This is a genomic window from Streptomyces hyderabadensis (assembly GCF_020404845.1).
Taxonomy (GTDB): Bacteria; Actinomycetota; Actinomycetes; order Streptomycetales; family Streptomycetaceae; genus Streptomyces; species Streptomyces hyderabadensis.
Genome location: NZ_JAIOJZ010000018.1, coordinates 111,813 through 136,078, shown reverse-complemented (window position 1 = coordinate 136,078; position 24,266 = coordinate 111,813). Strand labels below are relative to the sequence as shown.

Genomic DNA, 24,266 nt, shown 5'->3' with positions numbered 1-24,266 from the left:
CTCCGCTTGCGGAGGGACCCACATGGGGTTTCGGTGGAACCGACTCGCCACCGCCCCAGGAGCTGTCATGTCGATGTCGTCGTTCGGATTCGGTGCGTCCGATCCGTTCAGTGATCTGTTCAACCGGTTCTTCGGCACCTCGCCCGCGTCCTCGCCCCCGGCGGTGCAGCGGGTGCCGATCGGCCGGATGCTGACCGAGTCCTCCCAGGAACTCCTCAACCTGGCGGCCCGGCGGGCGCTGGAGGACGGCACCTCCGACCTGGACACCGAGCACCTGCTGTGGGCGGCCACGAAGGTCGAGCCCGCGCGGGGACTGCTGGCCCGGGCGGGCGCCGACCCCGACGCGCTCGCGGGCCAGATCGCCGAGGTCCTGCCCCGCGAGGCGGGCGAGCCGTCCGCCGAGCCGGGCCTCACCCCGGCAGCCAAACGCACCCTCGCCACCGCCTACGCCCGCTCCCGGGCGTCCGGCGTCTCCTACATCGGCCCCGAGCACATCCTCGGCGCGCTGCTCGCGGACGGCGACACGGGCGCGGCCCGGCTGCTGGGCGCGGAGGGGCAGGACATCGGCAAGCTGGAGGGGCTCACCGAGCAGGCCGCCCGCTCGGGCGGCACGGCGGGGGACGGCGCCGGAAAGCCCGCCACCACGCTCGACGAGTACGGACGGGACCTGACCGAGGAGGCGAAGGCCGGGAAACTCGACCCCGTCGTCGGCCGCGCCGAGGAGATCGAGCAGACCGTCGAGATCCTCTCCCGGCGCTCCAAGAACAACCCCGTGCTGATCGGCGAGCCCGGCGTCGGCAAGACCGCCATCGTCGAGGGACTGGCCCAGCGCATCGTGGCCGGCGAGGTCCCGAACACGCTGAAGGACAAGAGGGTGGTCGCCCTCGACCTGTCCGGCATGGTGGCGGGCGCACAGTACCGGGGCCAGTTCGAGGAGCGGCTCAAGAAGGTCATCGAGGACGTCCAGCAGGCCCGCGGCGACATCATCCTGTTCATCGACGAACTGCACACCGTCGTCGGCGCCGGGGCCACCGGCGAGGGCTCCATGGACGCCGGCAACATGCTCAAGCCCGCCCTCGCCCGCGGTGAACTGCACGTGGTGGGCGCGACGACCATCGACGAGTACCGCAAGTACGTCGAGAAGGACGCGGCCCTCGAACGCCGCTTCCAGCCCGTGATGGTCCCCGAGCCGTCGGTCGAGGAGACGGTCCAGATCCTGGAGGGCCTGCGCGACGCCTACGAGGCGCACCACCAGGTCCGCTTCGCCGACGGCGCGCTGACCGCGGCGGCGGAACTGTCCGACCGCTACGTCAGCGACCGCTTCCTGCCCGACAAGGCGATCGACGTCATGGACCAGGCGGGCGCCCGGGTACGGCTGCGCAGCGCGAGCCGCTCCACCGAGGTGGTCAGCCGCGAGGACCGCATCGCCCGGCTCCGCCGGGAGCAGGAGCAGGCCGTCGCCGCCGAGGACTACGCCCGCGCGGGCGAGCTGAAGCACGAGATCGCCGAGGCGGAGGGCGAACTCGCCGGCATCGAGGAGCGCCGCGAGGGCGTCGTCTCGGTCACCGCCGAGGACATCGCGGACGTGATCTCCCGCCGCACCGGCATCCCGGTCTCCCAGCTGACCGCCGGGGAGAAGGAGCGGCTGCTCAGGCTGGAGGAGGAGATGCACGCCCGGATCGTCGGCCAGGACGAGGCGGTCACCGCCGTCTCGCGGGCCGTGCGCCGCAACCGGGCCGGCATGGGCGACCCCGACCGCCCCGTGGGCTCCTTCCTCTTCCTCGGCCCCACCGGCGTCGGCAAGACCGAGCTGGCCAAGACCCTCGCCGAGCTGCTGTTCGGCGAGGAGAACCGCATGGTCCGCTTCGACATGAGCGAGTTCCAGGAGAAGCACACGGTCGCCCGGCTCGTCGGCGCACCCCCCGGATACGTCGGCTACGAGGAGGCCGGGCAGCTCACCGAGAAGGTCCGCCGCCAGCCCTACAGCGTGGTGCTGTTCGACGAGGTGGAGAAGGCCCACCCCGACGTCTTCAACACCCTGCTGCAGATCCTCGACGACGGCCGCCTCACCGACGGACAGGGCCGCACCGTCGACTTCCGGCACTGCGTGGTCATCATGACCTCCAACATCGGCGCCCACCGCATCCTCGACCACAAGGGCGACGTGTCCGACCTCAAGGACGAGCTGATGCAGGAGCTGCGGGGGCGGTTCCTGCCCGAGTTCCTCAACCGCATCGACGAGATCATCATCTTCCACGGCCTCACCGAGGACGACCTCTCGCGGATCGTGGACCACCTGCTGGCCCAGAGCGAACGGCGGGTGCACGCCCAGGGCATGACGCTGAAGGTCACCGAGGCGGCCAAGAAGCTGCTGATCGCCCACGGCCACCAGCCGGAGTTCGGCGCCCGACCGCTGCGGCGCACCATCCAGGCCGAACTCGACAACCGCGTCGCCGACCTGCTGCTCGGCGGCGAGGCCGACCCGGGCGACACGATCGTCGCCGACGTGGTGGACGACTCCCTGCACTGCACGGTCGAAAAGTCCGGCACCGCACGACCCGCGGAGGCGAGCGGCACATGAACACCGTCGAGGAAACGATCGAGATCGACGTACCGGTGCGCACCGCGTACGACCAGTGGACCCAGTTCGAGTGCTTCCCGCGGTTCATGACCACCGTCAAGCGGGTCGAACAGCTCAGGCCCGCCGTGACCCGGTGGGTCGTCGGACTCGGCCCCCTCCGCCGGGAGTTCGCCACCGAGATCGTGGACCAGGTGCCCGACTCGCACCTGACCTGGCGCAGCCTCGGGCAGCGCCACGGGCACCGGGGCGAGGTGACGTTCCGGCCCGTCGAGCAGGAGCGCACGTCGGTGACCGTGCGGCTGTCGGCCACAGGACGCGGACTCACCGGCGTACTCACCGCGGTCCCCGGCGCGCCCGGACGTCTCCTGCGGCACGAACTCGCGCACTTCAAGGCGTACATCGAAGGGCACGGCGAGGCGAGCGGCGCCTGGCGGGGGACCATCCGGGGCGGCCAGGTGCGGCCCGGGGAGCCGGAGCCGCCGCGCAGCCGGGTCGCGGTCTGGCCCGTGGGCTGAGAGGGCCTGCCGGCCCCGTACCCCGAACCACAGCGAAACGAAAGGCGATCCGCCGATGAAGAAGCCGCCCAGGGACGAACCCCGGGACGACCTGACCGTCACCCCGCCCAAGACCTGGGCCGCGGGCGTGCCCGCGGTGGTGCACGCACTGGAGTACTCCCTGGCGCAGACGTCACCGAAGGAAACCGCGGTGGACCTGCTGACCATGAACCAGGTGGACGGGATCGACTGCCCGGGGTGCGCCTGGGCGGACCCCGCCCCCGGTCACCGGCACCGCAACGAGTACTGCGAGAACGGCGCCAAGCACATCAACGACGAGGCGACCACCCGGCGGATCACCGCCGACTTCTTCCGCGAGCACTCCGTCTCCGACCTCGCCGGGCGCTCCGACCTGTGGCTGAACCAGCAGGGGCGCCTCACCGAGCCGATGGTCAAGCGGCCCGGCTCCGACCACTACGAGCCGATCAGCTGGCGCGACGCCCTGGACCTGCTCGCCGGGGAACTGAAGGCGCTGGAGAGCCCCGACGAGGCGGTCTTCTACACCTCCGGCCGGGTCAGCAACGAGGCCGCCTTCGTCCTGCAGCTCTTCGCCCGGGCGTTCGGCACCAACAACCTGCCCGACTGCAGCAACATGTGCCACGAGTCGAGCGGCTTCGCCCTGCACGAGACCCTCGGCACCGGCAAGGGCACCGTCAGCCTCGACGACCTCCACCACGCCGACCTGATCTTCCTGGTGGGACAGAACCCGGGCACCAACCACCCGCGGCAGCTGTCCGCGCTGGAGCAGGCCAAGCGCAACGGCGCCCGCATCGTCGCCGTCAACCCGCTCCCGGAAGCGGGGCTGCTCAGGTTCAAGAACCCGCAGAAGGCACGCGGCGTGATCGGCCAGGGCGTCCGGATCGCCGACCGCTTCCTGCACATCCGCCCCGGCGGCGACCTCGCCCTGTTCCAGGCGCTGAACCGGCTGCTCCTGGAGGCCGAGGACGCCCGTCCCGGCACGGTCCTCGACCACGCGTTCATCCGGGACAGCACCAGCGGCTTCGAGGAGTTCGCCGCCCATGCCCGGCAGGTCTCCTGGGACGACGTGGTCGCCACCACCGGTCTGACCCGCGAGGAGATCGAGCGGGTCCGCGACGAGGTCCTCGGCAGCGAACGCGTCATCGTCTGCTGGGCGATGGGCGTCACCCAGCACAAGCACGGCGTGCCCACCATCCGGGAGATCGTCAACTTCCTGCTGCTGCGCGGCAACCTCGGCCGGGCCGGAGCAGGCGCCTGCCCGGTGCGCGGCCACAGCAACGTCCAGGGCGACCGCACGATGGGCATCTGGGAGCAGATGCCGGACTCCTTCCTGGACGCGCTGCGCGACGAGTTCGGCTTCGAACCGCCGCGCGCCCACGGCCTGGACTCGGTGAACTCGATCAAGGCGATGCGCGAGGGCCGGATCAAGGTCTTCCTCGGCGTCGCGGGCAACTTCGTCCGGGCCGCCCCCGACAGCGCCGTCACCGAGGAGGCCATGCGCAGCTGCCGCCTGACCGCCCACGTCTCCACCAAGCTCAACGGGTCCCACACCGTCTGCGGACGGACCGCGCTGATCCTGCCCACCCTCGGCCGGACCGAGCGCGACCAGCAGGCGGGCGGCGAGCAGTTCGTCACGGTGGAGAACTCGATGAGCGAGGTGCACACCTCCCGGGGACGGCTCAAGCCGGCCTCCCCGCTGCTGCTCAGCGAGGTCGCCATCCTGTGCCGGCTCGCCCGCCGCACCCTCGGCGCGGGCCCGGGGCACGTGCCCTGGGAGGAGTTCGAGGCCGACTACAGCGCCATCCGCGACCGGATCGCCCGGATCGTGCCGGGCCTGCACGACTTCAACCGGCGCGTGGCCCGCCCCGGCGGCATCCGGCTGCCCAACCCCGTCAACGAGGGCGTGTACCGCACCGCCACCGGCAAGGCCATGTTCACCCGCAACACCTGGCGCACGCCCGACGTCCCCGAGGGCCACCTGCTGCTGCAGACGCTGCGCTCCCACGACCAGTGGAACACCATCCCCTACACGCTCAACGACCGCTACCGGGGCATCCACGGCAGCCGCCGGGTGGTCATGGTCAACCCGGCGGACCTGAGCGCCCTGTCCCTGACCGCGGGGGACCGCGTCGACGTCGTCGGCGTCTGGCACGACGACACCGAGCGGCGCGCCGAGGGCTTCGAAGTGGTCCCCTACCCCACGGCCCGCGGCTCCGCCGCCGCGTACTACCCGGAGACACAGGTCCTGGTCCCGCTGGACAGCGTCGCCGACATCAGCAACCAGCCCACCTCGAAAGGCATCCTGGTCCGGCTGGAACGCTCGGTGCCCTAACCGCATTGTGAGACGGGCCCCGCCGCGGGAATGGCGCACGGCGGGGCCCCGTTGACACCTGTCATGCCCGACTCTTCCCCACGGCCTCAGGCCGGACGCATGCCGCTCGCCGTCTACATCCTCGGCCTGTCCGTCTTCGCGCTCGGCACCAGCGAGTTCATGCTCTCTGGACTCCTGCCGCCCATCGCCGACGACATGGACGTCTCGATCCCGCGAGCCGGGCTGCTGATATCGGCGTTCGCGATCGGCATGGTGGTCGGCGCCCCGCTGCTCGCCGTCGCGACCCTGCGCCTGCCCCGCAAGACCACGCTGGTCGCGCTGATCTCGGTGTTCGGCGTCGGCCAGGTCGCGGGTGCGCTCGCGACGAGTTACGAGATCCTGTTCGTCTCACGGGTCGTCAGCGCCCTCGCCTGCGCCGGCTTCTGGGCCGTGGGCGCGGCCGTGGCCATCGCCATGGTGCCGGTGACCGCACGGGCCCGCGCGATGGCCGTGATGATCGGCGGACTGTCCATCGCCAACGTCCTCGGCGTCCCGGCGGGCGCCTTCCTCGGCGAGCACCTGGGCTGGCGGTCCGCGTTCTGGGCCGTGGGCGGCGCCTCCGCCGTCGCGCTCGTCGGCGTGGTGACCCTGATCCCCCGCATCCCGCTGCCCGAGCGGCGCCCCCGGCTCCGCGGCGAGCTGGCGATCTACCGGGACCGCCAGGTGTGGCTGTCCATCGTCGTGACCGCACTCGCCGCCGGCGGCGTCTTCTGCGCCTTCTCCTACCTCGCCCCGCTGCTCACCGACGTGGCGGGCCTCGCGGACGGCTGGGTGCCGACCGTACTGGCGCTGTTCGGCGTCGGCGCACTGATCGGCACGACGATCGGCGGCCGGGTCGCCGACGCGCACCTGTTCGGCGTCCTGCTCTCCGGCATCACCGCGTCGACGGTGCTGCTGGCCGCCCTCGCGCTGTTCGCCTCCAGCCCCGCCGTCGTCATCGTCCTGTCGCTGCTGCTCGGCGTCTCCGCGTTCTACACCGCGCCCGCGCTCAACGCGCGCATGTTCAACGTCGCCGGTGCCGCGCCCACCCTCGCGGGCGCGACGACGACCGCCGCGTTCAACCTGGGCAACACCGGCGGCCCCTGGCTGGGCGGCACGGTGATCGACGCCGGCCTCGGGTACGAGGCCACCGCCTGGGCGGGCGGGGCGATGACCCTGGTCGCCATCGGCTTCGTCGCCGTCTCCCTGCGGCTGCACAGCCGCTCGCGCGTCGTGACGGGCGGCGGCAGGATCCCCGACCCGGCGAGGGCGGACCGCACCCAGCGGGTGTGACCGCGGCCGTCGCCCCGGCGCTCACCGGGCGCGCGGTGCGGCGGCCCTCGCGCAGCGGTCCGCCAGCGCGGCGAACGCCTCCGCGAGCGCGGGCGGGCCGACGGCCTCGACCTCGGTGCCGAAGACGCAGAAGGCGGCGGCGAGCGAGGACCACGACCAGGAGCCCGTGCTGAGCCGGCAGCGGTCGGGACCCAGTTCCTCGACGGTCCCGTCGGCGGCGTGCGGGGACACCGCGGAGGCGGGCAGGTGGAGTACGGCCGACCCGCGGCAGGGCCAGTCCGCTGAGCCGGCGGAGCCGCGGAACCTGCCGGTCAGGAAGGCGGCCACGTCCTTGCCGGGCAGTTCCCTCGGCGTGAAGCGGGGGCCGGTGGGCGTGCGCGGCACGACCCGGTCGGCACGGAAGACCCGCCAGTCCTCACGGTCCAGGTCCCAGCCCACCAGGTACCAGCGCCCGCCCCGGGTGACGAGGTGGTGCGGCTCCACCCGGCGCGGGGGCGGCGCGGCCCCGGGACCGGTGTCCGCCGGGCGGGCCGGGATGTGGTCGAAGCGCAGCACCTCCCGGGCCTGGACGGCGGCGCTGAGCGCCATCAGGACGCCGGTGTCCGCCTGCGGCTGCGGCCGGGGCGCGGACCCTGCGACGGCGGTGACCTGGAGGGCGTCGATCCGGTGCCGCAGCCGGGCGGGCATGACCTGGCGCAGGGTCGCCAGCGCCCGTGCCGCGCCGTCCTCGATCCCGGCGCCGGTGCCGGCCGCGGTGCGCAGCGCCACGGCGAGGGCGACCGCCTGCTCGTCGTCGAAGAGCAACGGGGGCAACCGCGTCCCGGCGTCCAGGCGGTACCCGCCGTCCGGGCCCATCACCGCCCGGACGGGGTAACCCAGCTCGCGGAGCCGGTCGACGTCGCGGCGCAGGGTGCGCGGGCTGACGCCCAGCCGCTCGGCCAGCACCGCACCGGGCCAGTCCCGGCGCGCCTGGAGCAGCGAGAGCAGGGAAAGCAGCCGGGCCGAGGTGTTCTGCATGACCGCAATGCTTCCGCACATGGCGGTCAGGATCTGACCGCCATCCGAAGCACAGTGGTCACCGCGGGGCCGGACCAGGCCCCGCGCGGCCCGCGCCGCGGGCCGCCCCGCCCCGACGGCAAGGAGCCCCGGTGTGACCGCCACAGCCGTGACCCACCTCGACTTCCGCGGCGACGCCCGCGACCCCCGCACCTTCCACCGGCCGGTGTCCGTCGGGGACCCGGCCCCGGTGCCGTCCGGCCTGCGGCCGCCCGGGGCCGCGTGGGCACCCCCGTGCGACATACCGCGGGACCGGTCCGGCACCGCCCGGGGCCTGGACGGCGTGAGCGGGGACCACGCGTGAACGTGCTCGACGCCCGGTCGCTGAACCGGGCCGCACTCGCCCGGCAGTTGCTGCTCGACCGCGCGGAGCGCCCGGTCCTGGACGCCGTCGCGCACCTCGGCGGCATGCAGGCGCAGGAGCCGCAGGAACCGTTCGTCGGACTGTGGTCGCGGCTGCGGGACTTCGCACCGCGGGCGCTCGACGACCTGCTGACCGGGCGCCGGGTGGTGCGCACCCACCTGATGCGCCGCACCGTCCACCTCGTCACCGCCGACGACGTACTGGCCTGGCGGTCGCGCCACGACGCCATGCTGCGCGGACGCGTCCTGGGCACCTACCGTCGCGAGCTCGAAGGGGTCGACCTCGACGCACTCGCGGCGGCGGGCCGGGCGGTCCTGGCCGACGGCGAGCCCCGCTCCATGGGCGAACTCGCGCGGGCCGTGGCCGGGCAGTGGCCGGACGTGGGACCGCGGCCGCTCGGGGAGATGCTGGTCGCCGCGCTGATCCCGACGGTGCAACTGCCGCCGCGCGGGCTCTGGCGCACCAGGGCCGGGGTGCGCAACGCCCCGGTCGAGGACTGGCTGGGCCGGACGGTCGACCCGCCGGCCGCGCCGGGCACCGATCCGGTCGGCGCGGCACTCGTACGGCGCTACCTGGCCGCGTTCGGGCCCGCCGCATCCGCGGACCTGCGCGCCTGGTGCGGGCTCGCGGGGCTGCCGGCCGCGGTCGCGGCGGTGCGCGGGGAACTGGTCGCCTTCCGCGACGAGCGGGGCCGGGAGCTGCTCGACCTGCCCGACGCGCCGCGGCCCGACCCGGACACCCCCGCTCCCGTGCGCTTCCTGCCGGCCTTCGACAACGCGGTCCTCGGCTACCAGGACCGCGGCCGCGTCATCGACGACGCGCACCGCGGCCTGTCGGTCACCGGTGCCCGTGTCGTCCTCGTCGACGGCCGGGTCTCCGCGACCTGGACCGTCCAGGACGACACGGTGACCGTCACCCCGCTGCGCCGGCTCACCCGGCCGGAGCGCGCCGAGGTCGCCGAGGAGGGACGGGCCCTCGCCTCCTTCCTGTCCGAGGGCGCCAGCGAACGGGCCGAGGTCGGGGCGGCACCGCCCTGAGCGGCGGGCGACCCGGGCGGGACGGGGCGCCGGGGGTGTCACACGCCGGGCACGACGTCCGCGACGACGCAGCTGACGTTGTCGGGACCGCCGGAGCCGTTGGCGAGTGCCACCAGCTCGCGGACGGCCCGCCCCGGCTCCCCCGGGGCGGCGAGCACCCGGCGGATCCCGTCGCTCGGCACCACCGTCGACAGGCCGTCGGAGCAGAGCAGGTAGCGGTCCCCGGGCCGGACCTCCTGCAACCGCATCTCGGCGGTGGCGTCGGCGCCCGGGCCCAGGGCCCGCACCAGCAGCGACCGCTGGGGGTGGGAGGCGGCCTCCTCAGGCGTGATGCGGCCCTCGTCGACCATCGACTGCACGACCGTGTGGTCGTGCGTGATCTGGAACAGCTCCCCGTCGCGCAACAGATACACCCGCGAGTCGCCGACGTGGACGAGGCCCAGCTGCGACCCCGTCCAGAGCATCGCGGTGAGGGTCGTACCGGCCTCCTGCGCGGCGGAGCCGGCGGCCACGGCGTCGTACACGGCCCGCTCGGCCTCCTCCACGGCGTCCGCGAGGACGTTGAGGAGGCCGTCCGCCGGGACGCCGTCGCTCTCCAGCCGCCGCAGCGACGCGACGGCGGCGGCGCTCGCCGGGGCCCCGTCCGCGCCGAAGCCGTCGGCGACGGCCAGCAGGCGGGAGCCCGCGTAGGCGGTGTCCTGGTTGCTCTCGCGGACCAGACCGGTGTCGGAGGCGGCGGCATAACGCATGCTCAGGGCAGGGGCGGTGGGTGACATGGCGGGGTCCTTCCGGGCGAGGTGGTCGACGAGGAAGGCGGCCAGATCGCGTCGGGCGGCGGTCTCGGCCTCGGCCCGCGCCCAGAAGGCGCGGACCTCCTCGGCCGCCGCGCCCGCGTCCAGCGAGCACACGTGGCGGATGCGGACCAGCGGCATCCCCAGGCGCCGCAGCCAGGCCACGAGCCGGGCCCGCTCCACCTGTTCCGGGGCGTAGCGGCGGTAGCCGGTGACCGGGTCGACGCGGGCGGGCGGCAGCAGACCCAGCTCGTCGTAGAGGCGCAGCGCCTTCGGCGACAGCCGGGACGCCTTCGCGAACGCCCCGATGGTCAGCAGCTCCGTACCCACGTGCCCACTCCTCCTCGTACCGGGCGCGTCGCCCGGTGCCACCGATGCTGCGGCCTGCCCCAAGGTGAAGGTCAACAGCCGTCCCGCCGGTCGGCCGCGCCCTGCCGCCGGCCGCCCCGGGGCCGTCAGCCGTCGCCCGGCACGAGGCGTGTGACGTCGACCGAGCCCTCCCCGGTTCTCGGCTGGGGGACGGCCGCCCACAGCGCGGCCAGCGCGGCAAAGGCGGCGACCAGGGCCACCGCCCCGGTGCGGCCCTTCGCCCAGCGGGCCCGGAACCGGACCGGTCCTCGCCCCGACATCGACGCCCTGGTGACCACCGCCGAGGCCGGCGCCGGTCCCTGCGGCTCCCGCTCCGTCATCCGGCGCACGGACGCGCCGCTCGCCCCCCAGCAGGCCCCCGACCTCCCCTGGACGGCCCCACCGCGGCCGAGCGCGAGCGCGGGCTGACCGCCCACGTGGCGCCCGAGATCGACGGACGGCTCACCGCCACCACCAGCGCGGGCGCCGTCGACGTCGTCGTCCCCGTGCAGGTCAGCACCGGCGGACTGGACGTCGCCGCCGTCACCAGCTGGTCCGCACCGCGGCCCACGCCGAGGTCCCGGGCGGCCTGCCCGCCGACCAGGTCGACGTCCGGATCCACGAGAACGGGACCCGCTCCACCCCGTCCTGGACCCTGCGCTGCGGTGCGGGCGGCAACGCCGCCGCCGTCACCGGCTGAGAGACGTCGGCTGCCCGCGGCAACGATATGCGGCGTACACCCATCTTCGTGATCTACACCCGGGGGAGAGGGAAGCGGCACCCCACTACACCCGACGCAGTACGCCAGTCCAGACCCAGGGTCGGATCAAACGCCGAGAACCCCGGGCGAGCATGGATGGGTACCCCGGTCAGCGCGTCCGCCTTCCCCCCATGTGCCGGGTCTTCGTCCTGCCCGTAACCCGACGGATTGGTCCAAAAGGTGGCTACGTTTCTCTATCGACTCGGCCGGAGGGCGTTCCGGCGCCGCGGCCTCGTCGCCCTGCTGTGGGTGGCGATACTCGTGGGCGCCGGCGCGGCCTCGTCCGTCGCGCCCGCCCCGCCCGAAGACTCCTTCTCCATGCCCGGCACCGAGTCCCAGAAGGCGTTCGACCTGCTCGACGAGCAGTTCCCGGCCGCCAGTGCCGAGGGCGCCACGGCCCGCGTCGTGATCCGCGCTCCCGAGGGCGCGAAGATATCCGACGGAGCCGGCAAGGACCGGGTCGAGGATCTGGTCGCCGACCTGAAGGCCGGTCCCCAGGTCGCCTCGGTGGACGACCCGTTCAAGGCGAACGCCGTCAGCAAGGACGGCACCACCGCGTACGCATCGGTGACCTACAAGGTCAACGCGATGGAGCTGACCGACGAGGCCCGCGACTCGCTCACCGCCGCCACCGACACCGCCCGCGAGGGCGGGTACACCGTCGAGACCGGCGGCGACGCGGTCGTGGCCGAGCAGGAGATGGGCGGCACCGCCGAACTGATCGGCATCGGCGTCGCCGCGGTCGTGCTCCTGCTGACCTTCGGCTCCCTGGTCGCGGCGGGCATGCCGCTGCTCTCGGCGATCATCGGCGTCGGCATCGGCATCTCGGCCATCGGGGCGCTCGGCAGCACCCTGGAGCTGTCCGCCACGACCTCCACCCTCGCCATGATGATCGGCCTCGCGGTCGCCATCGACTACGCCTTGTTCATCGTCTCCCGCTACCGGGCGGAGATAGCCGAGGGCCGCGCGCCCGAGGAGGCCGCCGGACGAGCGGTCGGCACCGCGGGCTCCGCGGTCGTCTTCGCCGGACTGACCGTCGTCGTGGCCCTCGCGGGTCTCGCGATCGTCAACATCCCGATCCTCACCAAGATGGGTCTGGCCGCCGCCGGCACCGTCGGCATCGCCGTGCTGATCGCCCTCACCCTCACCCCGGCGCTGCTCGGTTTCGCCGGCCGGAAGGCCCTCAGCCGCAAGGACCGCAAGGCGCCCGCCGGGGCGCGGGCCGCCGCCGGCAAGCCGAAGCTCGGCACCCGCTGGGCCCGCTTCGTACAGCGGCGCCCCGTCACCGTCCTGCTGACCGCGGTGCTCGGCCTCGGTGTGATCGCCGTGCCGGCCGCCGGCATGGAGCTGGGCCTGCCCGACGAGGGCAGCTCCGCCCCCGACACCACCCAGCGCAAGGCCTACGACATGCTGTCCGAGTCCTTCGGGGCCGGATTCAACGGCCCGTTCATGATCGCCGTCGACGCGCGCGACGCCGACGACCCGAAGGCCGCCGCCGAGACCGTGGGCGAGAAGATCACCGGACTGGGGAAGGCCGCGGCGGTCACCCCGGCCAGCTTCAACGAGGAGGGCGACACCGCCGTCCTCACCGTGGTGCCCAAGACCGGCCCCAGCGACACCGCCACCGAATCGCTGGTGCACGACATCCGCTCGCTGTCCGGCGACATCAAGGCCGACACCGGCGCGACCATGCTGGTCACCGGCGCGACCGCGATGACGATCGACTTCTCGCAGACCCTCGACGACGCGCTGATCCCGTACCTGGCGCTGGTCGTCGGGCTCGCCTTCCTGCTCCTGATGCTGGTGTTCCGCTCGGTCCTCGTCCCGTTGAAGGCGGCCCTGGGCTTCCTGCTCTCGGTGGCCGCGGCGCTCGGCGCGGTGGTCGCGGTCTTCCAGTGGGGCTGGCTCGCCGACGTGTTCGGCGTGGACCAGCCGGGCCCGATCATGTCGATGATGCCGATCTTCATGATCGGCGTGGTCTTCGGCCTGGCCATGGACTACGAGGTCTTCCTCGTCACCCGCATGCGGGAGGCCTACGTCCACGGACAGTCCGCCGCCGAGTCCGTCACCACCGGCTTCACCCACGGCGGCCGGGTCGTCGCGGCGGCCGCGATCATCATGATCAGCGTCTTCTCCGGCTTCATCCTGGAGAACGACGCCATGATCAAGATGATGGGCTTCGGCCTCGCGATCGCGGTCCTCTTCGACGCCTTCGTGGTCCGCATGGCGATCGTGCCCGCGGTGCTCGCCCTGCTCGGCAGCAAGGCCTGGTGGCTGCCCAAGTGGCTGGACCGCATCCTGCCCAACGTCGACGTCGAGGGCGAGAAGCTCCACCGGGAGCTCGGCGACACCGCCGCGCCCCCGGAGCCCACCCGTGAGCCGGAGACGGCCGGAGTCTGACCCCCGCCACACCGCACGCGCCCCGGTGACCTGGACCCCAGGCCACCGGGGCCTTCGCGCTACAGGTCCCCGGCGGCGTCGCCGAGTGCCTGGTCGAGGACGGCCACGCCGCGGGCGATCTCCTCGTCGCTCGCGGTCAGCGGGGGCGCGATGCGGAAGATCCCGCCCATCCCCGGGAGCTGGACGATGTTCATGTGCAGCCCCAGCTCGTAGCAGCGCCGGGTGACGGCGGCGCCGAGCCGGTCGGCACCGCCCTCGCCCAGCACCTCGTCCCCGACCAGCTCCATGCCCAGCAGCAGCCCCCGGCCGCGGACGTCGCCCACCACCTCGTGGCGGGTGGCGAGCTTGTCGAGGCCCGCGCGCAGCGCGCCGCCCAGCGTGCGGGCGCGCTCGTCGAGCCGGTCGCGGACCAGGACGTCGAGGACGGTGTTGCCCACCGCCGCGGGCAGTGGGTCGTTGACGTGCGTGGTGAAGAACAGGAATCCCCGCTCGTGTGCCCGCCGCTCGATCTCCGGGCTGGTCAGCACCGCGGCCAGCGGCAGCCCGGCGCCCAGCGTCTTGGACAGCACGAGGATGTCCGGGACGACGCCCTCGTGCTCGAAGGCGTACCAGTCGCCGGTCCGGCACAGTCCCGTCTGGGCCTCGTCCAGGATCAGCAGCATGCCGCGCTCGCGGCACTTCTCCTTCAGGGCGGCGAGATAGCCGGGCGGCAGCTCGACGACGCCGCCGGAGGACAGGATCGGCTCGACCAGGCAGGCGGCCAGACTGCCGACCGACTGGGCGTCGATCATCTCGAAGCCCAGGTCCAGCTGGCGGCGCCAGTCCAGTTCGCCGTCCGCGCCCACGACGGAGGGGCGGTAGCGGTCCGGTACGGGCAGCGCGAAGTTGCCCGGCGCGGCGGGGCCGTAGCCCTTGCGCCCGGCGCTGTAGGTGGCGTTCGCGGCGGCCTGGGTCATGCCGTGCCAGGACCGGGCGAAGGAGACGATCTCGTGGCGGCCGGTGACGAGCTTCGCCATCCGTACCGCGGCCTCGTTCGCCTCCGCCCCGGTGGTCAGCAGCAGCGCCTTCTCCAGCGGCTCGGGCAGCGTCCCGGCGAGCCGCCGGGCCAGCTCGACGACCGGGCGGCTGAGCATGCCGCTGTGGAGGTGGTCGAGGTGCGCCACCTGCTCGCGCACCGTCGAGACGATCGCCGGATGAGAGTGCCCGAGGATGGCACTCATCTGACCGGACGTGAAGTCCAGCAGCTCACGGCCGCTCTCCGTGAACACACAGGTGCCCGCGGCGCGCACGACGACCTCCGGCGAGAAGGGCGCGTGGCCGGAGTAGCGGATCAGGTGGCGCCCGGGGTCGGCGCTCGAAGTCTCGGAAGGCATGCGAACGACGGTAGGGACGGGCCGCTGCGCGTGTCCATCGCACAGATTCGACGCCCCTGTACGCCAGAATCGTACAGAAGACGGATGTGCGCCGTACCATCGCCGTGTGCTCAACTCCGGACGGCTGCACCTGCTCAGCCAGCTCGACACCCTCGGTACCGTCCGTGCGGTCGCCGACACCCTGCACCTGAGCGCCTCGACGGTCTCCCAGCAGCTGGCGGTGCTGGAGACCGAGACCCGGTGCCGGCTGATCGAGCGGACCGGACGGCGGGTGCGGCTGACCCCGGCCGGACTCCTGCTGGCCCGCCGGGGCCGGGAGATCCTGGACCGGATGGCCGACGTCGAGGCCGAACTGCGCGCCCTGAACGAGGAGCCCATCGGGACCGTGCGGCTCGCCGTGTTCCAGAGCGCCATCTACAGCCTCGCCGTCCCGGCGGCGAACCGGCTGGCCGCCACCCACCCGCACCTGGACCTGGAGCTGGTGGAGATGGAGCCGCACGAGAGCGGCCCCGCCCTGCGCTCGGGCGAGGCGGACGTCATCGTCACCACCACCGACTACTCCGGCCTGACGTGGGGCGCGGACCTCGACGTCATGTCGCTCGGCAGCGACCCGGTCCTGCTGGTGCTGCCGCACGGCCATCCGCTGGCCGCGCGCACCGCGGTGAGCCTCGCGGCGTGCAAGGAGGAGACCTGGGCCTGCGACCGGCCGCAGTCGTACATGGCGGACCTGACCGTCCGGCTCTGCCGCGAGGCGGGCTTCGAACCCCGGGTGGCCTGCCGGTTCAGCAACTACCTCATGCTGCTGCGGCATGTCGAGACGACCGGTTCGATCGCGCTGCTGCCCGCCCTCGCGGTCACCTCGGACCACGCCGTCGTCACCCGGCGGCTGAGCCCTCCGGTGCACCGCAACGTCGCCGTCGTGGTGCGGCGCGGTGCCCCGCAGCGCGCCGCGGTGAACGCGGTGATCGCCGCCCTGCGCGACCACCCCGAGATCGAGGCCCTGTCCGCCCCGGATCCCTCCCGAGAGGGCCGGGACGGCGACCGGCACACCTGACAACCGCCTCCGGTCAGGCCGCGGGGATCCTGCGGTGGACGTCCTCCAGCATCATCCGCACCGATGTGCGGAACACCTCCGCCTGATGGGCACCGAGGTACGCGGTGTGCCCGAACACCTCCAGGACGACCAGCCCGTGCACATGCCCCCACGCGCTCAGGAACAGGGCGACCGCGGCGGGCGGCAGATCGCCCTGGGCGTGCAGGGGGAGCTGCTCCAGATGCTCCCGGTACGGGGGCGAGAGCGGGGGGACGTCGGCCGCCGCGAGCTGCGCCGGGGAGAAGCCGGCGAACAGCTCCCGCTGGAAGACCGCGCCCATCCGGCGGACCGCCTGTGTGGTCGGGCCCTCGGCGGGCGCCGCGTAGTACCGCAGCGGCGTCCCGTAGAGGAGCTGGAAGTGCTCCGGACGCGCGACGCCCCAGTCCCGGTAGGCCTCGGCCACCGCGACCAGACGCGGCGCGGACGAGGGGGCCGCGCGCTCGGCGTCGGCGGCGGCCTGCAACGCGTCGGACAGCTCGCCGTACGCCTTGGCGATGAGGGCGGTGACGAGGGCGTCGCGGTTCGGGAAGTAGTGGTAAAGGGCCTGCACGGTCATGCCGAGACTGCGGGCGACCGCGCGCAGCGACAGGGCGGCGGGCCCCTGTTCGCCGATCTGCCGCTCGGCGGCGTCGAGTATCTCCTGGGCGGCGGCCGCCCGGCGTCGCTCGCGGAGCGGGACCGGAGCCGTGGTGGTGTGTCGGGTTGCGGGCATGCGGCGAGCCTAGGGCGGCAGAGCCTGACGGGACATCAAGAATCCGAACACTGTTAGGCGGATCTCACCCCGTCAGGACGACCCGGCCGCCTGCGCCCGGACCGGCGGGCAGAAGCGGACGGGTGCGGAGCGGACGGCTCAGGAACCGACGGCCGCGGGATCCTCGGCGTCGGCCTCGCCGGCCGGCCGGAACTCCACGGCGACGACGCCGTCCACGCTCCGGCAGTGCTCCTCCAGCAGCGGCGCCGACACATGGGCCGGGAGCCGGCCGCTGAGCACGACATGACCGTGCGTCACATCCACCTGCACCGAGGAGGGAGCCAGGCCGAGCGCCTTGACCAGGGCCTCTTCGATGATCTCGGTGCGGATGGCGCGGTCCGTGCGCAGGAAGACCCGCAGCAGGTCGCTGCGGCTGACGACCCCGGCCAGCCGCCCGTCCTCGTCCACCACCAGGAGCCGTTTGATGCGGTGCCGGGCCATCACCCGGGCGGCGTCCACGACGCTCCAGCCCTCCCGTGCGCACAGAGCGGGCGAGGTCATGAGCCCGGCCGCGTCCGTGGCACCCGCCTTGGCGGCCGAGGCCCGGGACCACCCGGCGTGCTCGGGGGAGCCGTCGGGCTCCCCGCCCCACATCTTCTGCAGCAGGTCGGCCTCCGACACCACCCCCACCGGGCGGTTCTCCCCGTCGACCACCGGCACCGCCGTGATGTCGTACTCCAGCAGCAGGTGGGCGATCTCCTTGAACGGTGTGCCCCACTGCACGCGGACCACGGCGTCGCTCATCAGATCGCGCACCCTCTGGTGTTTCATGAAGGGTCTTCTCCTCCGCTGCCGGCCCGTGTCGACCGGCGGTCGTCCTTCTTGCCAGGGAAAACGATCGAGTGGCCCCTGGAGTGCCCCGCCGTCCCCGCGGGCGGACCGACGAGGACCAGCGCGATGTCGTCGCCCGGGGTGGGCGCGTGCCGGATGAGGGTGTCCGCCATGGCGTCCAGGTCGCCGGGGTCGCCGTGTTCGAGGAGCCCGGCGAGGGCCGCGATCGCGTCGTCCAGGTCGACCCCGGGCGCCTCGACGAGTCCGTCGGTGTAGAGGGCGAGCACACTGCCGGGCGGCAACGGGAACTCCAGCGCGGGATACCGGGCGTCCCGCTCGATGCCCAGCAGCAGACCAGGCGGCACGTGCAGGGGCTGGACCTGCCCGTCCGCGTGGCGCAGCAGGGGAGGCGGATGTCCGGCCAGCGCCACGCAGGCGCGGTGCGTGGCGAGGTCGAGGTGGACGTAGGCGCAGCTGGTGAACAGACCGGGGTCCAGGTCGGTGAGCAGCCGGTTGGTGCGGGCCAGGACGTCGTCGGGCGGCGCCCCCACGGTGGCGTTGGCGTGCACGGCGGTGCGGACCTGCCCCATGAGCGCCGCGGCGTCCACGTTGTGTCCCTGCACATCGCCGATGGTGACGCCGGCGGTGTGCGCGTCGAGGCGGATGACGTCGTAGAAGTCGCCGCCGATGCCCAGTCCCCGGGCGGCCGGCAGGTAGCGGGCGGCGACGTTCAGACCGGGCACCTCGGGGAGGGTGTGGGGCAGCAGGGCGGACTGCAGACGGTGGGCGAGGTGGTGCTTGGCGTCGTAGAGCCGGGCCCGGTCCAGGGCCTGCCCGACCAGGCCGGCCAGCGAGGTGAGGGCGGCCCGTTCGCCCGGCGGGAAGACGTGGGGCCGCCGGTAGGAGAGCAGGAGCGAGCCGATGGGGCGGCCGGAGGCGATCAGCGGCAGCAGCGCCCATGCGGCCATCCCGTCCTCGTGCCTCATGGCGGGGTAGGCCGCGTGGAGTTCCTCGAAGGTGGTCCAGAATCCCGGCACGCCCGTGGCCATGACGTCGACACCGGGGAGGGCCGAGGTGAGGGGCGTGCCGTCGAAGCGCCTCAGCAGCTGCGGGTGGTAGCCGCGCTGGCCGACGATCTTCAGACGGCCGTCCGCCGGGGCCATCACCACCATGGCCTGCGCCCCGAGCGCCGGCATCAGCTGGTCGGCGGTCTGCTGGACCACGTCCTGCACGCTGACCGCCTCGGTCAGGGTGGAGGCCAGGTGCATCAGGTGGTAGAGCACCGTGGCACGGCTGGGGCCCGAGGTCTGCACCGATCCGGACGGGGGAGCGTCCGCCTCCGGGCTGGTGCGGGTGATGCGCACGCTCAGCCCGGTGGCGTCCGGGTACAGCTCGAAGGACAGCCACGTCCCCGGCGGGCGCAGCACGGTGAAGGCCTGCGGACTCCGGCTGACCAGCGCGGCGCGGTAGCGGTCCTCGACGTGCGGCACGTCCATCCAGGGCAGCGCCTCCCACGGCAGGGCACCCACCAGCAGGGACCGGTCGACGCCGAGCAGCTCGGCCGCCCCCGGGGTGACGAAGGTGAGGCGCCCCTCCAGGTCCAGCGCGCACGAGCCGCCGGGCAGGCGGTCCACGAAGGCGGACAGGGCGGTCGCCTCGGCGGGGGAGGGGGTGCGCGGTGCCGCCGGCGGCAGGGTCCGGGGGCGGTCCGGGGGCGGCAGCGGTTCGCCCCGGTCGAGCGCCCGCTGCAGGCTGTCGCCCAGGCGGCGGCAGCCCGCCCGGATGACCTCCTGCTCACCGGCGCTCAGCCGCGACGGGTGGTTCGCGGGCCACAGCAGCACCAGACCGCCCCGGACGGCGGTGCCCGAGACGAGCGGTGCGGCGGCCAGCCCGAAGTCGTACGGCAGGACGAGTGCCAGCCGCGGATACTCGCGGGCCATCTCCTCGCGGCCGCCCGCCCACACCAGCCGGTGCTCGCGGACCGCGTCCGCCACGGGCATCGGGTCCTTCAGCCCGACCCGCCGCCACGGCGCGGCCATCTCCTGCGGGACCCCCGTGACCAGGACCTGCCACACGGCGTTCTCCCCCGGTGGCAGTACGTACAGGATCCCTCCGAACGCACCGCTCGCCCGCACCACGGCCGTCATCGCGGAGTCCATCAGCGGTCCGCCCGCGTCCGCGCCGGCCGGGCTGCCCGACGCCGGCCACCCCGAACACCACCCATATCTGGACACTACGCCCGTACCGCCGCCACGGCATGCGAGGGAGCGGCGGTACGGTTCCGCCGCTGCTCAGGACCGGTCGCCGCGCCCCTCGGGCCTGCGCTCGACGTACAGCCGGCCGTCCGCCGGGCCGGTCCACTCGAGCCGTACGACACCGGGCACCGCGGCCCGGGCGACGCGCGAGGCGCCGGACCAGTAGCCGGCGGCCGGGTTCAGGAAGTACGTCGCCCACAGGCCGCCCCGGTGATCGACGAAGAAGTTGTTGTGACCGGCGCCGACTCCCGCGGTGTACCGCTTCGAGTACGGACCCTCGAACCGGTCGGCCACGGCCACGACCGCGTCGTACTGGTACTGCACCCGTCCCGCGGCGGGCACGTCGTAGGCCTGGCGGACGGTGCCGTCGGCGTTGACGGAGGTGCGGTCCCAGGCGGCGTGCACGAGGTGGTACTTGCCCCGGTACTTGAACACGTAGGCGCCCTCCAGGTACGGCTCGGGGGAGTACGGGGTCTGCTGGAACCGGGGCAGGTCCGTGGTCGTGACGATGTCCTCCATGTCGTCCCGGAACTTCGCGTACAGGTCGTTGTGGAGCACGAGCCAGGCGTCGTCGCCCTCGGAGAACAGGCCGCCGTCGATGTGGTGGTAGGCGCCGGGCTCGATGAACTTCGGCCCCCCGATGAACGAGTCGCCGAAGGGCTTGTCCAGGTTCCCCTCGATCAGCCGGTACGGCCCCTCGACGCCGCCCTCGCTCACCAGCATGAAGGAACCGACCTTGCGGGAGTGGTCGCCCATGCACGCCACGAGGTACCAGGTGCCGCGGAAGTAGTGCAGCTCCGGCGCCCAGGCCTGGCCCCGCTTGCCGAACTGCTCGTCGTACCAGTACTCCTGCCAGGGCGCGACGACGGTGCGGCCGGGCCGGTTCTCCCCGGCGAACTCCGGTGACCACACCTTGCCGCGCTCCGCCCCGGGCCGGATGCCGGTCGTGTCCGCCAGCCGCCACGGGCCCTTGAGGGAGGGGGCCAGCCACACGAAGATGCCGTCGTTCCAGGGACCGGCGACGTCGAGTCCCGGCACCCGGGTCGTACCGGTGGCGACGTACAGGGGGCGGCCGTCGACGACGAAGCAGTTGACGTAGGTGTCGCGCATCCAGACCGTGCCGCGCTCCTCGTCACGGGGGCGCAGCTCCAGCGGGAGGACGAACGAGTTGTCCTCGCGCGGCCACAGGTCGGCCCGGGCGTCCGCGGCGCCGTACGGCTCGGGGTCGGGCCAGTTGCGCGGGTACCGGTGCGACGCCCCGGCCGAAGGCGGGGATGCGGGGGCCGACGCGGGAGCCGCCTGCGCGGCGCCCGCGGGCAGGGTGAAGGCAGCCCCCACACCGGCGGCGCCGGCCAGCAGGGATCGTCGGTGCAGTCCGTACTCGGCATCGGTCATGGCGCACAGCATGCGAACGCCCGCACATTTACGTCAACAGGCCGGACGAATAATCCACGCCGGCCGACCCCGCCTTGACCCGGTCCACCGGGCATTGTGAACGCTTCATTGCATCTTTCTGTCGGAGTGTTGACGGAATAATCGAGCCTCCCTACGTTGACCGGCATGCAGATGCCCAGCGGAGTGCACGCACTGGTCAGGCGGACCCACGAAGAGCGCGTCATGCGTGCGCTGCAGGAGAACGGCGCCATGAGCCGGGGCGAGATCGCCCGGGTCGTGGGCCTGTCCCGCACCACCCTCTCCGAGATCACCGGCCACCTCCTGCAGCGAGGCGCCATCGTCGTCGTGGACACCGACGCCTCCCGCCGCGAGGGCAGTGGACGACCGGCCGAACGGCTGGCGCTGGACCCGGCGTCGGCGCAGTTCATGGGCGTCGACTTCGGACACCGGCGGGTCCACGTCGTCGTCGCCGACGCCGCGCACGAGATCATGGTCTCCGGCGCGGTCCGCTACGAGGACACCGCGACCTGGGGGACCCGCACCGCACTCGCCCTGGAACTGGTCGACCGGCTGAGCGGCGAGGCGGGCGTCCACTACGGGGCCCTGCAGGGCATCGGCATCGGCGTCCCCGGTCCCTACCCCGCTCCGGAGGGGGCGGCCTGGCCCCGCGCCACCGCGGGGACCACCGTGCTCCGCCCCGCACCCGAAGGCGTCGACGTGGCCTTCGCCGAACGTTTCGACGCCCCGGTGATCGTCGACAACAACACCCGCCTCGCCGCCCTCGCGGAGGCCATCAGCGGCGCCGACAGCGTCGCCGACCTGGTCTACGTGCGGCTGTCGGACGGCGTCGGCGGCGGTCTCGTCGTCGGCGGCCAGCTGGTGACGGGCTCCTCCGGGCTGGCCGGCGAACTGGGGCACGTGACCGTCGAACCGGCGGGCCGGCCCTGCCGCTGCGGCAAGCGGGGCTGTCTGGAGACCGTGGCCTCGGTGCCCGGAATCCTCGCCGCCTGCTGGGAGTTCGGCCTGCGCCTGGAGAACCTGGACGACCTCGCGGACGCCGTGCGCCGAGCCCACCCCGTAGTGGACCGGGTGCTGCGGGAGGCCGCGGGCGCCCTGGGACGCGTGGTGGGTGCCGCGACCATGATGCTGAACCCGGCGAAGGTGGTCATCGGCGGCGAGATCACCCGGCTGGCGCCGGTCCTCGTGGAACAGGTCGCCGCCACCCTCGCCGCCGAGATCTTCCCGACCGCGTCGGCCGGTCCCCTCGTCGCCGCCGCCCGGCTCTCCGACGACGACGGCGCCATCGGCGCGCTGGCCGCGGTCTTCCACAGCTCACCCCTGCTGGCGAGGTATCCCGAAACCGCCGACGTGAAGGGCCGTTCCGATGCACCCGACTCCGCCACCGAAGGAGCCGCCCATGTCCGTCCTTGACAAGCGGAGCGCCGACCAGCGGCATCCGCGGCCCGAGAAGGGTCCCGAGTCCCCGCCCGCGACCGACGGGAACGACAGTGCGCCGGGCACCGCCAAGTCCCCGTCGCAGCACTCCCGTCCGGGCCGGCGCGGACTGCCCCTCGCCCTGAACGCCGTGTCCGTCGCGCTCGGCATCGCCATCTGGTGGGCCTTCGCGTCGGCGGGCTTCAAGCTGCCGACCCCGCCGGAGGTCGTCGACCGCGCCGCCACCCTGATCAGCGACGGGACGCTCGCCGACGACGCCCTGGCCAGCCTGACCCGGGTCCTCATCGGCTTCGCGCTCGGCACGGCCGTGGCCGTCCCGGTGGGCTTCCTGATGGGCTGGTACGGCATCCTGCGCGGACTGATCGAACCCTGGATCCAGTTCTTCCGCACCATCCCGCCGCTGGCGATCATCCCGCTGGCCGTGGTCGCCATGGGCATCGACGAGACCCCGAAGATCTTCGTCATCTTCCTCGCCGCGTTCCTGGCCTGCGTGATCTCCACCTTCCAGGGCGTGGTGAACGTCGACCGCACCCTGATCAACGCCGCCCGGGTGCTGGGCGCGCGCGACGCCACGATCTTCGCCCGCGTGGTGGTGCCGGCCTCCACCCCCTTCATCCTCGTCGGCATGCGGGTCGGCCTCGGCTCGGCCTGGGCCACCCTGGTCGCCGCGGAGCTGATCGCCGCCCAGGAGGGCCTCGGCTACCGCATGCAGAACGCCCAGCTGTACTACGACCTCCCGACCATCTTCGTCGGGCTCATCTCGATCGGAATCCTCGGTCTCCTCATGGACCGCGTCCTCCTCCTCGCCGAACGCCGGCTCACCCGATGGCAGGAACGCCGATGACCAGCACACCCGCCAAGATCTCCGTCCAGCACGTCACCAAGACCTTCTCGCTGGGCCGGGACACCTTCACCGCACTCGACGACGTCAGCCTCGACATCGCCGACCACGAGTTCGTCACTGTCGTCGGCCCTTCGGGCTGCGGCAAGAGCACCCTGATGAACATCCTCGCCGGGCTGGAGACACCCACCTCCGGCCGTGCCCTGGTGGACGGGGCACCCGTCTCGGGGCCCGGACCCGAGCGCGGCGTCATCTTCCAGCAGTACGCCCTCTTCCCCTGGCTGACCGTGCGTCAGAACGTCGAGTTCGGCCTGCGTACCGCGGGCGTGCCGAAAGCCGAACGCCGGGCCCGGGCCGAGCACTTCATCGAACTGGTCGGCCTGGAGCGATTCGCCGACGCGCTCCCCAAGACCCTCTCCGGAGGCATGCGCCAGCGCTGCGCCATCGCCCGCGCCTACGCCGTCGACCCCTCCATCCTGCTGATGGACGAACCCTTCGGCGCCCTCGACGCGCTCACCCGCGTCAAGCTCCAGGAGCAACTGCTGAAGACCTGGAGCCAGGACAAGCGCACGGTCCTGTTCATCACCCACGACGTCGACGAGGCCGTCTTCCTGGCCAACCGGGTCGTCGTGATGGCCGCCCGCCCCGGGCGCGTCTACGACGTGGTCGATGTCGACCCCGCCATCGAGCGCGACGAGGCCTTCCGGCTCAGCCCCGAGTTCGCCGCGCTGCGCAACCGCGTGTGGCACTCCGTCTACCACCAGGAAGGCCGCACCGCCGCCCTTTCCGGTTCCCACTCCCCGACCTCATGACCCGGAA

19 protein-coding genes are annotated in these 24,266 nt (G+C 73.3%); 12 read left to right on the top strand and 7 right to left on the bottom strand.

Features of this window, described 5'->3' with window-relative positions:
• Positions 1 to 67: 67 nt before the first annotated feature.
• The 4 genes from K7854_RS16610 (at position 68) to K7854_RS16595 (ending at position 6,757) form a co-directional block, all read left to right on the top strand.
• Positions 68 to 2,581: an ATP-dependent Clp protease ATP-binding subunit gene (locus K7854_RS16610; protein ID WP_226027288.1), complete on the top strand. Its 2,514-nt coding sequence runs from the start codon at positions 68 to 70 to the stop codon at positions 2,579 to 2,581.
• Positions 2,578 to 3,096 carry an SRPBCC family protein gene (locus K7854_RS16605; protein ID WP_226027287.1) on the top strand — a complete coding sequence of 173 codons (519 nt, stop codon included), beginning with the start codon at positions 2,578 to 2,580 and terminating at the stop codon, positions 3,094 to 3,096. Before K7854_RS16610 ends, K7854_RS16605 begins: the two co-directional genes overlap by 4 nt.
• Before the next feature lie 55 nt (positions 3,097 to 3,151).
• Positions 3,152 to 5,446 (top strand): FdhF/YdeP family oxidoreductase, encoded by a 2,295-nt coding sequence (locus tag K7854_RS16600; protein ID WP_226027286.1) that lies wholly within the window; start codon positions 3,152 to 3,154, stop codon positions 5,444 to 5,446.
• A 99-nt stretch (positions 5,447 to 5,545) separates the two neighbouring features.
• Complete coding sequence (locus K7854_RS16595) at positions 5,546 to 6,757, top strand: Cmx/CmrA family chloramphenicol efflux MFS transporter (protein ID WP_226027298.1); 1,212 nt, start codon at positions 5,546 to 5,548, stop codon at positions 6,755 to 6,757.
• 21 nt (positions 6,758 to 6,778) lie between these two features.
• On the opposite strand, the gene K7854_RS16590 is transcribed toward K7854_RS16595, so the two are convergent.
• Positions 6,779 to 7,774, bottom strand: a complete 996-nt coding sequence (locus tag K7854_RS16590) for a helix-turn-helix transcriptional regulator (RefSeq protein WP_226027285.1) — start codon at positions 7,772 to 7,774, stop codon at positions 6,779 to 6,781.
• Positions 7,775 to 7,907: 133 nt separating this feature from the next.
• Here K7854_RS16590 and K7854_RS16585 point away from each other — a divergent pair, with 133 nt between their 5' ends.
• The gene (locus K7854_RS16585; protein WP_226027284.1) at positions 7,908 to 8,117 is read left to right on the top strand and encodes a hypothetical protein; all 210 of its coding nucleotides are present in this window, start codon (positions 7,908 to 7,910) and stop codon (positions 8,115 to 8,117) included.
• Positions 8,114 to 9,214: a winged helix DNA-binding domain-containing protein gene (locus K7854_RS16580; protein WP_226027283.1), complete on the top strand. Its 1,101-nt coding sequence runs from the start codon at positions 8,114 to 8,116 to the stop codon at positions 9,212 to 9,214. Before K7854_RS16585 ends, K7854_RS16580 begins: the two co-directional genes overlap by 4 nt.
• A 38-nt stretch (positions 9,215 to 9,252) precedes the next feature.
• Here the strand turns inward: K7854_RS16580 and K7854_RS16575 are convergent, their stop codons facing one another.
• Entirely contained in the window at positions 9,253 to 10,335 is a 1,083-nt protein-coding gene (locus K7854_RS16575) for a MerR family transcriptional regulator (protein WP_226027282.1), read from the bottom strand.
• A gap of 150 nt (positions 10,336 to 10,485) precedes the next feature.
• Between K7854_RS16575 and K7854_RS16570 the strand changes: the two genes are divergently transcribed.
• Together K7854_RS16570 and K7854_RS16565 are read left to right on the top strand one after the other, a co-directional pair.
• Entirely contained in the window at positions 10,486 to 10,782 is a 297-nt protein-coding gene (locus tag K7854_RS16570; RefSeq protein WP_226027281.1) for a hypothetical protein, read from the top strand.
• 511 nt (positions 10,783 to 11,293) lie between these two features.
• Positions 11,294 to 13,513 carry an MMPL family transporter gene (locus K7854_RS16565; protein ID WP_226027280.1) on the top strand — a complete coding sequence of 740 codons (2,220 nt, stop codon included), beginning with the start codon at positions 11,294 to 11,296 and terminating at the stop codon, positions 13,511 to 13,513.
• Between the two features lie 59 nt (positions 13,514 to 13,572).
• On the opposite strand, the gene K7854_RS16560 is transcribed toward K7854_RS16565, so the two are convergent.
• Positions 13,573 to 14,886, bottom strand: coding sequence for an aspartate aminotransferase family protein (locus K7854_RS16560; protein ID WP_226027279.1), 1,314 nt, complete (start codon positions 14,884 to 14,886; stop codon positions 13,573 to 13,575).
• 106 nt (positions 14,887 to 14,992) lie between these two features.
• Between K7854_RS16560 and K7854_RS16555 the strand changes: the two genes are divergently transcribed.
• Positions 14,993 to 15,940: a LysR family transcriptional regulator gene (locus K7854_RS16555; protein WP_226027278.1), complete on the top strand. Its 948-nt coding sequence runs from the start codon at positions 14,993 to 14,995 to the stop codon at positions 15,938 to 15,940.
• Between the two features lie 13 nt (positions 15,941 to 15,953).
• On the opposite strand, the gene K7854_RS16550 is transcribed toward K7854_RS16555, so the two are convergent.
• The 4 genes from K7854_RS16550 to K7854_RS16535 all read right to left on the bottom strand — a co-directional run bounded on the left by K7854_RS16550 (position 15,954) and on the right by K7854_RS16535 (position 21,151).
• A complete protein-coding gene (locus K7854_RS16550) occupies positions 15,954 to 16,691 on the bottom strand; it encodes a TetR/AcrR family transcriptional regulator (RefSeq protein WP_226027277.1) in 738 nt (245 codons plus the stop codon).
• Positions 16,692 to 16,829: 138 nt separating this feature from the next.
• On the bottom strand, positions 16,830 to 17,501 hold the full coding sequence (locus K7854_RS16545; RefSeq protein ID WP_226027276.1) for a CBS domain-containing protein: 672 nt from the start codon (positions 17,499 to 17,501) through the stop codon (positions 16,830 to 16,832).
• Positions 17,498 to 19,660, bottom strand: a complete 2,163-nt coding sequence (locus tag K7854_RS16540) for a SpoIIE family protein phosphatase (RefSeq protein WP_226027275.1) — start codon at positions 19,658 to 19,660, stop codon at positions 17,498 to 17,500. The genes K7854_RS16545 and K7854_RS16540 overlap by 4 nt, the downstream gene beginning before the upstream one ends.
• 132 nt (positions 19,661 to 19,792) lie before the next feature.
• Positions 19,793 to 21,151 carry a family 43 glycosylhydrolase gene (locus tag K7854_RS16535; protein ID WP_226027274.1) on the bottom strand — a complete coding sequence of 453 codons (1,359 nt, stop codon included), beginning with the start codon at positions 21,149 to 21,151 and terminating at the stop codon, positions 19,793 to 19,795.
• A gap of 165 nt (positions 21,152 to 21,316) precedes the next feature.
• On the opposite strand from K7854_RS16535, the gene K7854_RS16530 reads away from it, so the two are divergent.
• Genes K7854_RS16530 through K7854_RS16520 form a run of 3 tightly spaced genes read left to right on the top strand, consistent with a single transcriptional unit; the run spans position 21,317 to position 24,259 of the window.
• Entirely contained in the window at positions 21,317 to 22,582 is a 1,266-nt protein-coding gene (locus K7854_RS16530; protein ID WP_226027273.1) for an ROK family transcriptional regulator, read from the top strand.
• Positions 22,569 to 23,450 (top strand): ABC transporter permease, encoded by an 882-nt coding sequence (locus K7854_RS16525; protein ID WP_226027272.1) that lies wholly within the window; start codon positions 22,569 to 22,571, stop codon positions 23,448 to 23,450. The genes K7854_RS16530 and K7854_RS16525 overlap by 14 nt, the downstream gene beginning before the upstream one ends.
• On the top strand, positions 23,447 to 24,259 hold the full coding sequence (locus K7854_RS16520) for an ABC transporter ATP-binding protein (protein ID WP_226027271.1): 813 nt from the start codon (positions 23,447 to 23,449) through the stop codon (positions 24,257 to 24,259). Before K7854_RS16525 ends, K7854_RS16520 begins: the two co-directional genes overlap by 4 nt.
• The last annotated feature ends 7 nt before the right edge of the window (positions 24,260 to 24,266 follow it).